The sequence below is a fragment of the Devosia sp. genome, assembly GCF_036676215.1.
In the GTDB taxonomy this organism is placed as follows: Bacteria; Pseudomonadota; Alphaproteobacteria; order Rhizobiales; family Devosiaceae; genus Devosia.
This window is the reverse complement of sequence record NZ_JAKFDJ010000050.1, coordinates 23,063-33,797: the sequence shown is the minus strand read 5'-3', so window position 1 is coordinate 33,797 and position 10,735 is coordinate 23,063. Positions and strand designations below refer to the sequence as shown.

14 protein-coding genes, 1 tRNA gene and 1 pseudogene are annotated in these 10,735 nt (G+C 64.2%); 1 reads left to right on the top strand and 15 read right to left on the bottom strand.

The features are described from left to right. From V6M52_RS04380 to V6M52_RS04315, 14 genes and pseudogenes are all read right to left on the bottom strand, one after another. Nucleotides 1-185, bottom strand: a pseudogene (locus V6M52_RS04380) (23S rRNA (pseudouridine(1915)-N(3))-methyltransferase RlmH); the annotation flags it as partial. 9 nt (nt 186-194) lie between these two features. After that, nucleotides 195-587: a ribosome silencing factor gene (rsfS, locus tag V6M52_RS04375; RefSeq protein ID WP_332694206.1), complete on the bottom strand. Its 393-nt coding sequence runs from the start codon at nt 585-587 to the stop codon at nt 195-197. A 178-nt stretch (nt 588-765) separates the two neighbouring features. Then, nucleotides 766-1,407, bottom strand: coding sequence for a nicotinate-nucleotide adenylyltransferase (locus V6M52_RS04370; RefSeq protein ID WP_332694203.1), 642 nt, complete (start codon nt 1,405-1,407; stop codon nt 766-768). A gap of 6 nt (nt 1,408-1,413) precedes the next feature. Continuing rightward, on the bottom strand, nt 1,414-2,694 hold the full coding sequence (locus V6M52_RS04365) for a glutamate-5-semialdehyde dehydrogenase (protein WP_332699833.1): 1,281 nt from the start codon (nt 2,692-2,694) through the stop codon (nt 1,414-1,416). Next, nucleotides 2,681-3,820, bottom strand: a complete 1,140-nt coding sequence (gene proB, locus V6M52_RS04360; protein ID WP_332699830.1) for a glutamate 5-kinase — start codon at nt 3,818-3,820, stop codon at nt 2,681-2,683. Before proB ends, V6M52_RS04365 begins: the two co-directional genes overlap by 14 nt. Before the next feature lie 174 nt (nt 3,821-3,994). Continuing rightward, nucleotides 3,995-5,038, bottom strand: coding sequence for a GTPase ObgE (gene obgE / locus V6M52_RS04355; RefSeq protein WP_332699826.1), 1,044 nt, complete (start codon nt 5,036-5,038; stop codon nt 3,995-3,997). Then, nucleotides 5,035-5,571 (bottom strand): GNAT family N-acetyltransferase, encoded by a 537-nt coding sequence (locus V6M52_RS04350; protein ID WP_332685797.1) that lies wholly within the window; start codon nt 5,569-5,571, stop codon nt 5,035-5,037. Before V6M52_RS04350 ends, obgE begins: the two co-directional genes overlap by 4 nt. Further along, entirely contained in the window at nt 5,568-6,095 is a 528-nt protein-coding gene (locus tag V6M52_RS04345) for a GNAT family N-acetyltransferase (protein WP_332699823.1), read from the bottom strand. The genes V6M52_RS04350 and V6M52_RS04345 overlap by 4 nt, the downstream gene beginning before the upstream one ends. Then, complete coding sequence (locus tag V6M52_RS04340) at nt 6,092-6,610, bottom strand: GNAT family N-acetyltransferase (RefSeq protein WP_332685793.1); 519 nt, start codon at nt 6,608-6,610, stop codon at nt 6,092-6,094. The genes V6M52_RS04345 and V6M52_RS04340 overlap by 4 nt, the downstream gene beginning before the upstream one ends. Then, complete coding sequence (locus V6M52_RS04335) at nt 6,607-7,137, bottom strand: GNAT family N-acetyltransferase (protein ID WP_332685791.1); 531 nt, start codon at nt 7,135-7,137, stop codon at nt 6,607-6,609. Before V6M52_RS04335 ends, V6M52_RS04340 begins: the two co-directional genes overlap by 4 nt. 130 nt (nt 7,138-7,267) lie before the next feature. Then, nucleotides 7,268-7,534: a 50S ribosomal protein L27 gene (gene rpmA / locus V6M52_RS04330; RefSeq protein WP_137150623.1), complete on the bottom strand. Its 267-nt coding sequence runs from the start codon at nt 7,532-7,534 to the stop codon at nt 7,268-7,270. Between the two features lie 12 nt (nt 7,535-7,546). Beyond that, complete coding sequence (rplU, locus tag V6M52_RS04325; RefSeq protein WP_332685785.1) at nt 7,547-8,095, bottom strand: 50S ribosomal protein L21; 549 nt, start codon at nt 8,093-8,095, stop codon at nt 7,547-7,549. 225 nt (nt 8,096-8,320) lie between these two features. Further along, nucleotides 8,321-9,094 carry an MBL fold metallo-hydrolase gene (locus tag V6M52_RS04320; RefSeq protein ID WP_332685783.1) on the bottom strand — a complete coding sequence of 258 codons (774 nt, stop codon included), beginning with the start codon at nt 9,092-9,094 and terminating at the stop codon, nt 8,321-8,323. A gap of 83 nt (nt 9,095-9,177) precedes the next feature. Then, nucleotides 9,178-9,618, bottom strand: coding sequence for a gamma-glutamylcyclotransferase family protein (locus V6M52_RS04315; RefSeq protein ID WP_332685782.1), 441 nt, complete (start codon nt 9,616-9,618; stop codon nt 9,178-9,180). A gap of 119 nt (nt 9,619-9,737) precedes the next feature. On the opposite strand from V6M52_RS04315, the gene V6M52_RS04310 reads away from it, so the two are divergent. Continuing rightward, a tRNA-Ser gene (locus V6M52_RS04310) sits at nt 9,738-9,827 on the top strand. A gap of 126 nt (nt 9,828-9,953) precedes the next feature. Here the strand turns inward: V6M52_RS04310 and V6M52_RS04305 are convergent. Beyond that, a complete protein-coding gene (locus V6M52_RS04305) occupies nt 9,954-10,382 on the bottom strand; it encodes an RrF2 family transcriptional regulator (protein WP_332685780.1) in 429 nt (142 codons plus the stop codon). Nucleotides 10,383-10,735: the final 353 nt, after the last annotated feature.

The window sequence follows — 10,735 nt, the reverse complement described above, 5'->3', positions numbered from 1 at the left end:
GCCTTGGCCTCGTCAGCCTTGCGGCTGGCCGAGGAGGAGGCGCGCGATTCGCTCAGTTCAATGACATCAAAGCCGGTCAGCGCCAGCGGCTTGCCGCCGCCGGTGGCACGATCGAGATAGCGGGCGACCATTTCCCGCTCCGGCCCGGCCTTCATTCGGCCGACAGCCGCGATCGTGATCCGCATCGAGAAAGCCTAGTGGGCGTCGGCGGCGAAATCGGCCTGCCACATCTTCTCGATATTGTAGAATTCGCGCACTTCCGGGCGGAAGATGTGGACGATGACATCGCCGGCATCGACAAGCACCCAGTCGCAATGGGGCAGGCCCTCAATGCGCGGTTTGCCATAGCCGGCATCGCGCAGAGCGGTGACCATCTGGTCGGCCACGGCGCCAACATGGCGCTGCGAACGGCCGGAAGCCACGACCATGTGGTCGGCCAGCGAAGATTTGCCGGTAATGTCCACGGCAACGATTTCCTCGGCCTTGGCATCGTCAAGGCAATCAAGGATCACATCGATCATGGGGCGTTCGGGCGTGGCCGGAGTGGCCGGGGGCGTGGAGACGGTGTTCTCGGGCAGAGCGGCCATCAGCAATGGCCTTCCGCCCATGCCAGTGCATGGGTCATGCGTGGGGTCAGCATCCTTGGTTGTTGATCGGAAAGTTGCAGGCGTTTTGTAAACGGCAAGCAGTCAGTTCCTGTTCCGGTGACAAGTATCACACAAGAGCAATATGCGCCTTCGGCGAGAATTTCGCAAGATTGGGCGTTCATTTTGGCTTAACCGGTTGCCGTCTTGCCCTGATGGCCGACGATGAGAGCGGGGATTGACGGCCATGCAGGTAGACCCAGGCCGGGGGCGGCAGCATGGCCAGACGCGGCGCATCGTCCTCATCGACGCGCCAGCGCGCCAGCGCGGTGGCGGCCATGGAAACAGGCGCCCGCCGGCTTGAGCCGGGCCGGACATAGATGGCCAGCGGCACCATGGCGGCGATATCGCGCCAGCGTTCCCAGCGGTTGAAATCAACCAGATTGTCGGCGCCCATGATCCAGACAAAGCGCCGGTCGGGCATGGATTGGGTCAAAAAGCGGATGGTCTGCCAGGAATAGGTGAAGCCATGCGCCGCCTCGAAGCCGGTGACCCGGACGCGCGGATTGTCGAGCAGCGCGCGGGCCGCCATCACCCGATCGGTCAGGGGCGCCAGGTCATTGTGGTTCTTGAGCGGATTGCCCGGCGTCACCAGCACCCAGATGGCGTCGAGCTCGAGCCGCCGCATGGTCTCGTCGATGACCAGGCGATGACCCTCGTGGATCGGATTGAAGCTGCCGCCAAACAGCCCGATGCGCATGCCGGAGCCGGAAGGCGGCAGTTCGGTAATTCCGGGAATACGGAGGGGATGGCGCAGGGTCAAAAGGGGTCAGGGTCTCGTCTGGCCATTGCCGCGGATGCGGTATTTGAAGCTGGTGAGCTGTTCGACGCCGACCGGCCCGCGCGCATGCATCTTGCCGGTGGCGATGCCGATTTCGCCGCCAAAGCCGAATTCGCCGCCATCGGCGAACTGGGTGGAGGCATTGTGCAAGAGGATGGCGCTGTCGATCTCGTTGAAGAACTTTTCGACGGCGGCCGGGTCCTCGGCGATGATCGCCTCGGTGTGGTGGCTGGAATAAAGCTCGATATGGGCGATGGCCGCTTCGAGACTGTCGACGATCTTCACCGAGATGATCGCGTCCTCATATTCGGTGCGCCAGTCTTCCTCGGTCGCAGCCTTGGCAGCCGGAATGGCGGCCATGACGGTGGCGTCGCCGCGAATTTCGCAGCCCTTGGCGATCAGTGCCTCGATGATCGGCTTGAGGTGGGTGGCGACCACATCCTGGTGCACCAGCAGCGTCTCGGCGGCGCCGCAAATGCCGGTGCGGCGCATCTTGGCATTGAGGGTGACGTTGACCGCCTTGTCGAGCGCGGCGCTCTTGTCGATATAGACATGCACGAGCCCTTCGAGATGGGCAAAGACCGGCACGCGCGCCTCGTCCTGCACGCGGGCGACCAGGGTCTTGCCGCCGCGCGGGACGATAACGTCGATATTGCCGTCGAGGCCCTTGAGCATCTCGCCGACTGCGGCGCGGTCCGTGGTGGGCACAAGCTGCAAGCATTCCACCGGCAGGCTTGCAGCATGCAGGCCATCAAGCATGCATTCGACAATGGCCTTGCTGGAATGAAAGCTGTCGCTGCCGCCGCGCAGGATCACCGCATTGCCTGACTTGATGCAGAGCGCGCCGGCATCGGCGGTGACATTGGGGCGCGATTCAAAGATCACGCCGATAACGCCGAGCGGCGTGCGCACGCGCTCGATATGCAGCCCATTGGGCCGGTCCCATTCGGCAATGGTGGCGCCGACGGGGTCGGGCAGGTCGGCAATGGTGCGCACCGCTTCGACGATGCCGTCGATGCGGGCGTCGGTCAGTAGCAGGCGATCGAGAAAGGCCTTGGAAATGCCCTTGGCCTCGGCCGCCGCCATGTCCTTTTCATTGGCGGCCAGGATTGCCTTGCGATGGGCATTGATGGCCCCAGCGGCGACAGTCAGCGCCTGCTGCTTCTGCGCCGGGCTGGCAATAGCCAGCGCCTTGGCGCCGATGCGCGCATTGCGGCCGATCTCGGCCATGATCTGGGTGACGGACTTTTCAGCCTCAGCCAAGCTCATGGCTGTCCTCCTTGGCGCCGACCAGCACCATGTTATCGCGATGCACCAGGGCGGCGCGGTTGCCGGCACCCAGCAGTTCCACCACGGCGTCGCTGCGCTTGCCCATGACCAGCCGTGCCTCGTCGCTGTCGAGGCCGACCAGGGCGCGGGCGATTTCGACGCCATCCGGATTGGTGATGGCAATGGCGTCGCCACGCCCGAATTCGCCGGTGACCCGGGTGACGCCGATGGGCAGCAGCGACTTGCCGGTCAGCAGAGCCCGCGCCGCGCCGGCATCGACCTGCAGCGTGCCCGATACGGCCAGCGTACCCATGATCCAGCGCTTACGGGCCTGGGCCCGGCTTTGCGCAGGGTGGAACAATGTGTGCCGCCCGCCATCGGTCAGGGCCTTGAGCGGATGGCTCTCCGTGCCCTTGGCGATGATCATGGCCGTGCCGGCCTGGGTGGCGATCTTGCCGGCCTCGACCTTGGTGGTCATGCCGCCGCGCGACAGGTGGCTGGCCGCGCCGCCGGCCATGGCTTCGATGGCAGGCGTGATGGAGCGCACCACGGGCAGGTGCTCGGCATTGGCATCCTTGGCCGGCGGGGCGGTATAAAGTCCGTCGACATCGCTCAGCAGCACCAGGCAATCGGCCTCGATCATCGTCGCCACGCGGGCCGAGAGGCGGTCGTTGTCGCCATAGCGGATCTCGGCGGTGGCGACGCTGTCATTCTCGTTGATGATCGGTATGGCGCCGAGCCCCAGCAGGGTCGCGATGGTGGTGCGGGCGTTGAGATAATAGCGCCGCTCTTCAGTGATATTGGGCGTGATCAGAATCTGCCCGGTGACGATGCCGTGCCGGCCCAGCGCTTCGGCCCAGGCCTGGCTCAGGGCAATCTGCCCGGCACTGGCCGCAGCCTGGCTCTGCTCCAGCGTTAGCGCCACGGCGCTGAGCCCCAGCAGGCCCCGGCCCAGCGCAATGGCGCCCGAGGAGACGATCACCACCTCGCAACCGCCCAGCTTGAGCGCAGCGATATCGGCCGCCAGGTCCGCCAGCCAGGCGGCACGCAGCCGGCCCGTCTTGTCGACGAGCAGGGCAGAACCGATCTTGATGGTCAGGCGCTTATAGGGCGCGAGGGCGTTCATTTTGCCGGGTACTCGATCTCTGTACACCTCTCCCTTTGGGGGAGAGGTCGGCGCGCAGCGCCGGGTGAGGGGGCCTTCCACAAGCACCGCATCAAGAAAAGGCCCCCTCACCCGACCCAAGAGGGTCGACCTCTCCCCCGAAGGGAGAGGTGAAGAGGCTCCGCCCCGCAATCATCACGGCGCCCAATTGGGTTCGGCCTTCCGCCTGATGGCCTCGAGCTTGGCCGCCTTGGCTGCATCCAGCGTCTCGATGATGCCATAGAGCACCATGTCGGTGCCCTTGCCGGTGACGCCCGAGACCAGCAGCACATCCTGCTTGCTGACCTTCTTGAGCACCTTGAGCTTTTCCTTGAGATCGTCGGGCTCGATGGCGTCGATCTTGTTGAGCACCACGATTTCGGGCTTTTCGGCCAGCCGCTCGTCATAGGCAGCCAGTTCACCGCGAATGGTCTTGTAGGCCTGCTTGACGTCCTCCTGGGTGCCATCGATCAGGTGGACCAGCACGCCGCAGCGCTCGACATGGCCCAGGAAGCGGTCGCCGATTCCGGCGCCTTCGCTGGCGCCTTCGATCAGGCCGGGAATGTCGGCCAGAACGAAGTCGCGCTCACCGATCGACACCACGCCCAGATTGGGGTGGAGCGTGGTGAAGGGGTAGGCGGCAATCTTGGGCTTGGCAGCCGAGACGGCGGCGAGAAAGGTTGACTTGCCGGCATTGGGCAGGCCGACAAGGCCGGCGTCGGCGATGAGCTTGAGGCGCAGCCACACCCATTTCTCGACGCCGACCTGGCCGGGATTGGCATGGCGCGGCGCCTGGTTGGCGCTGGTCTTGAAATGGGCATTGCCAAAGCCGCCATTGCCACCGCTGAGCAGCACGACACGCTGGCCCACCTCGGTCATGTCGGCGATCAGGGTTTCGTTATCGTCTTCGAACACCTGGGTGCCCACGGGCACGCGCAGAATCGTGTCTTCGCCATCGGCGCCGGTGCGCTGCTTGCCCATGCCATGGGTGCCGGTCTTGGCCTTGAAATGCTGCTGGTAGCGATAGTCGATCAGCGTATTCAGGCCATCGACGCATTCGATGACGACATCGCCGCCGCGGCCGCCATTGCCGCCATTGGGGCCGCCGAACTCGACGAACTTTTCGCGCAGGAACGAGACGGCGCCGGCGCCGCCATCGCCGGAGCGTACATAGACCTTGGCCTGGTCGAGGAACTTCATTTTTCTCTGGCCTTCCAGACGCTGTGCGTCAGTTTGGTGTCGATATGCTCCACCTCGGCGCCGCGCGCAAGGCAGAGCAGGGTGGAGCGCCCGGTTTGGGTAAATCCGAGCTTGAGTTGAATGGCGAGCGACGCCGCGTTGAAATGGAAAACGCCCGAATAGATGGCATCCGCCTGGGTGGTCTCGAAGAACCAGTCGAGGCTTGCCGTCACCGCCTCGGTCATGAGGCCGCGCCCCCAGAAGGGCCGGCCCAGCCAATAGCCAACAATCGGGCCCTGCGCGCCCCGGTGGAAGCCGACATGGCCAGCAAGGCCCTCGTCTGGCAGCTCGATGGCGAAGTTGGTTTCCTCGACCGGCAGACTGGGGCGCTGGGTGCGCAGCCAAGCCTTGGCGTCACTCAGGTGGTAGGGGAAGGGCACACGCGCAAGATTGCCGGCCACCTCGAAATCGTTGAGGTAGCGGGCAATCGGTTCTGCGTCGCCCAATTGGGCCGGGCGCAGGATGAACCGGGGCGTATGCAGCGTCACATTCATGACGCCCGCCACCCCATGATCAGAAGCGGCTTGCCGCGATGGCGCTCGACCACGCCCTGGCTGCGTTCGAGGAGGAGGAAGCCGGCTTTCTCCAGCACGCGGATCGACGCCGGATTGCTTTGCAGCACGCGCGCCCCTATCTGGGTGAAACCGGGCACGTGGCGCGTCGCGGCGAGCAGTCCGATCACTGCCTCGGCAGCATAGCCCTTGCCCCAATGGGGCTCGCCCAGCCAGTAGCCGAGTTCGGGCGATTTGCCGTCGGCGAACTTGAACAGGATGGACCCCATGAAGCGGTCGTCCGCGCCCGCTATGGCATAGGCCCTGAGCTCGGAACTGCTTGCCGCCTGCTGGATGAAATCCAGGCCATCGCGATCCGCATAGGGGAATGGCAGGGTGGCGGTCGTCTCGACCATTTTGGGATTATTAGCCATCGCCACGATATCGGCAAGGTCGGACAACACCGGCGCCCGCAGAGTGAGGCGTTCGGTCTGGATGGTGGCCGGAAGGGCATCGGTTTGCATCATGACTGTCCTCGCAACTGCCAGTCCTGGCGCGACAATGTGGTCACCACATGCTCGACATTGCGCTGCAGCGCCTGGCTGAAGCGCATTTCGCGGCGCGTTGTCACAAAGCCGAGCTTGTTCTGCACCGCCAGGGACGCGGCATTGTCGTGGTGGGCGCTGCAGATGACGGTTGCGGCTTCGGTGCCGGCAAAATGCCAGTCGAGCAGCGCGGTCGCCGCTTCGGTGACATAGCCGCGGTTCCAGTGCGGCCGGGCGATCCAGAAGCCCAGTTCGTCCAGCAGCGAGACGCAGCCGATGACGCCCCGGCCAGGCAGGTCGATGACCAGCATGGCGCGTTCGGGCGTCGCCGGCTGCGCCTGGCGCAGCCAGTCCAATGCCATGGCCAGCGTATAGGGATAGGGCATCGGCGTCAGGAACCGTGCGACCTCGTATTCGCTGACGCCCAGCGCATAATGGGGGGCATCAGCGAGGCTCGGTTCGCGCAAGATCAGCCGTCTGGTCGTGATGGGCGTCATCTGTCGAACTCCAGCCGCATCAGTGCCAGACGCCGACCCGCCAGATTGCCCTGCGCATCGGTGCCTTCGCCAATGACGCTGAAGCCGGCCTTGCGCAGCACGTTATGCGATGGGGTATTGGTCAGCAGGGCCCGCGAGCGCAGGGCGGGAATGCCGGCGGTTTTTGCCGCCGCGACCACGGCCTGGGCCGCCTCGCTGGCGTAACCCTGGCCCCAGAAGGGTTCCCCCAGCCAATAGCCCAGTTCCGGCAAAGCCGGCGGATCAAAGCGCAGGCCAACGACGCCCATGAATATGCCATCGCCGTCGAGGATGGCGTAGCAGCACTCATTGGGGCTGGTCACCACCTGCTCGATGAAGAACCGCCCGTCGGCCTCCGTATAGGGAAAGGGCAGGCGCGACATCACCTGGAAGATGCGCTCATTGTTGGCCAGTCGGGCGATGTCGGGGACATGCGCCAGGGTCGGCGTGGTCAGCACCAGACGATCCGTCGTCAGGGTGGCGGGGAGGCGGGCCTTGATGCTGTTCATTTGACGTTCATCCACGTGGCGAAAATGCGAAAAGGGGAACCGGCAAACCGGTTCCCCTTTGTCAAATTTCGCACTGTCGCGAACACGAGCCGGGGAACTGGTCACCGGCTGGTTCGATTGACCTGCCGGGTTATTCGGCGGCCTTTGCCGGGTCGACGGAGACGAAAACCTGCGAGTTCGCACGGGTTCGGAACGACACGTTGCCATCGACGAGCGCATAGATGGTGTGGTCCTTGCCCAGGCCAACGCCGGTGCCGGGATGCCATTTGGTGCCGCGCTGACGGATGATGATGTTGCCGGCGATGACAGTCTCGCCGCCGAACTTCTTCACGCCGAGACGACGGCCAGCGGTGTCACGACCGTTGCGGGATGAACCGCCTGCTTTTTTGTGTGCCATCTCTGGAGCTCCTTATTCCTTGTCGGCCTTGGGTGCGGCTTTCTTGGCCGGGGCCTTCTTTGCCGGCTTTTCAGCAGCGGCTTCAGTGGTCTCGGCAGCAGCCTTCTTCGGCGCGGCCTTCTTTGCCGGTGCCTTGGCTTCGGTTGCCTCAGCGGCAGCGGCCTTGGGGGCAGCGGCCTTCTTGGCGGCCGGAGCCTTCTCGGTCACGGTCTCGGTCGGCTTGGCAATGCCGACCGCCTTGATGGTCGGCTTGGCGCCGCCCGTCAGGATTTCGGTGATGCGCACAGTCGACAGCAGCTGGCGGTGGCCATTGCGGCGGCGATAATTGTGGCGACGGTTCTTCTTGAAGATGATGACCGTCTTCTGCTTGCGGGTCTCAAGCAGCTCGGCAGCGACAAGCGCGCCTTCGATGAGCGGAGCACCCACTTCGCCGTCAATCATCAGCACCTGGTCGAAGGTGACGATGGTGCCGGCTTCGGCATCGAGCTTTTCAATCTTGAGAACGTCGTTGGCGGCAACCTTGTACTGCTTGCCACCGGTTTTGATCACGGCGAAAGTCATAGCTTAACCGGGAGCGTCAAACGCCCGGTCCCATTGTGTCGCGCTCTGTGGCGCCGCAGGCGTAAGCCCAGATCCTGCGGTCTTCTTGCATGTTGCCGGCGATCAAACCGGCGGGCAGCCTCGAACAGCGTTTTCAAACAAAGGAAGCGCGCCAGGCAAGCTGGCACGCGTTTCCGAGGGCGCTTATCGAGGCAAATGCCCCAAGAGTCAAGCGTTGCGGCGCGTTCAGGCGCCGTTCGGATACCAGTTGCGCAGGCGTACTTCGGTAGCGGCGCCGACACCGGCTTGCAGCACCGACAGGTCGCTGTCGCCATAGTGGTATGGATAGATGATGGCCGGCTTGAAGGTGTTGACGGCTTCCACGGCCTGCTCGGGTGTCATCGTATAGGGCAGGTTCATCGGCAGGAAGGCCACTTCGATGCCGCTGAGGGCCAGCATGTCGGGGGTCGGTTCGGTGTCGCCCGCCACATAGACCTGTTTGTCGCCCAGCGTGATCAGATAGCCATTGCCTATGCCCACCGGATGATAGTTCATGCGGTCTTCGGTAATGTTATGGGCGGCGATGGCGCGAATGGCGATGCCATTGAGGCTCCCCTCTTCGCCATTGGCAACGGCCGTCGCATTGGCCTGGAGCGCGTCGGGCAGCTTGTCGAAGACTTCCTGGCTGGTGAGGATCGGCGCCGAGCCGGCAATCGCCTCCAGCGTCGGCAGATCGAAGTGGTCGCCATGGCCATGGGTGATGAGTATGGCGGTCGGGGTCGGCAGTCCCTCGTAGCGCGCCGCGCCGCCGACGGGGTCGACATAGATCACCTCGCTGCCAAAGCCGAGCAGCAGGCTGGCATGATCGACCGGATGGATGACGATGTCGCCATCGGCGGTGGCAATGCGGTCACCGTCCAATTCGCTCTCCTGCGCCCAGCTTGCAGTCAAAAAACCGCTGCCCAGCGATGCCAGCGGCAATGTTGCCATGCCGACAACCACGTCACGACGCTTTAGCATTGAATTCTCCCCTTGTGATCAGCTTGCGTTCCCTGAACGCAAGCCAGGCGATAGCGGTTCGGCTTCGCACCAAAACGTGACGGCTAATCCGACTTTCGCGCCGAAAGGCGTTGCCGCAGGCTTGCGGCCGTATCGGTCTCCTGGGCGATGACCGCCGGCTTGTGCAGCGCCGTCCATGCTGCCAGCGACCAGGCCGGGGCCGTGGCCGCTATGGGGATCGCCGGGAGATAGGTGCCGGCTTGCCGCTGTTCGCCCGCGACGCGCACGATGATGGCGTCGCGGCGGTATTCGTCCCCCTCGAAGGCATCAAGCACGGACAGGTCGAGCTGCGACAGTCCCTCGAGGAGCAGTCCGGAGGCCGTTGCGGCGGGGACGCGGACAAGCGCCGGATAGACCCGTCCGGGATAGAACACGGCGCGGTATCCGGGCGCGGTCGCGTGCCGCAGGCTCGACATGTCTACCGGCCGCCCCAGCACGGCCCCCAGCACGTCGGGATCCTGCAAGGTGCCATAGACGAAGAGCATGGGTGAGCTGCCAAGCGAGATGAAAGGCTACAAGAGGTGTTGCGAGCCATCTATTGCTATGTCATAAGCCCGCCCGTGTCGACCAGCCGGGCCTCGTCAGGGGACCTCATCGATCTCGCGGAGAGATGGCAGAGTGGTTGAATGCACCGCACTCGAAATGCGGCATAGGGGCAACTCTATCGGGGGTTCGAATCCCTCTCTCTCCGCCACTTATCGACGCCTCGCCCCATCACAGCTCGGATGGCGCAGCAGCGCCAGCGCTAAGTACCTGTGCCATGGCTGAGTTCCGATAAGGATCAGCTGAACCGATTCCGCTGCACGGTGGGGTCAGATCCCTAGACCGGCAGGTCTTCAAGCCTGAGCGAATCTGCCAGCGTCGTGCTGTCCAGCACGGCCCGCGTCGCCAGCGTCACCCGCTCGAATACATGCCGGATTTCACAGGACGCCTCGTCGCGGCAATCTTCGCATTTGCGATAGGCGATCTTGGAGAGGCAGGGCAGCGGCGCGATCGGTCCGTCGATCACCCTTAAAACCTCGCCATACATGATCTGCTCGGGCGCCTTCAGCAGCACATAGCCACCAGCGCGGCCGCGACGACTGTCGACGAATCCCGCCCGCTTGAGTTCGAGCAGGATCTGCTCGAGGAATTTCTTGGGGATCGACTGTTCCTTGGAAATCTCGCCGATCATCATGGTCTCGCCGCGCCCGACCCGAGCAAGGGAAACCAGAGCGCGCAAGGCATATTTGGCTTTTTGCGAAATCATTTGCCCAGACTACTCCCGGCCGGCACAACCGTGAAAAACTACGTCAGACTCCAGCACCTTGCCAGGGATCTAGGATTTGGGCTCGGGCACCACCGGTGGCACTGTACCATTCGGTTTCTCATCGTCTGCTTCGGGCGCCACCTCGGGCTCGGGCTCGGGCTCCGGCGGCGCGATGCCGCCTTCGCTGGTCTCGTCGGTCTGCTGTCCGGCGAGTTCCTCGGCCGCTTCGACCGGCGTCTCCGCGGGCACTTCCGTCGAATCGACGACCGGCGACGGCGGCGCGGGCTCTGTGACGGCGGGCGGCACGACCTCATCAATGGCTGCGGGTGCCTCGCCCACTTCCGGCGTGGCCT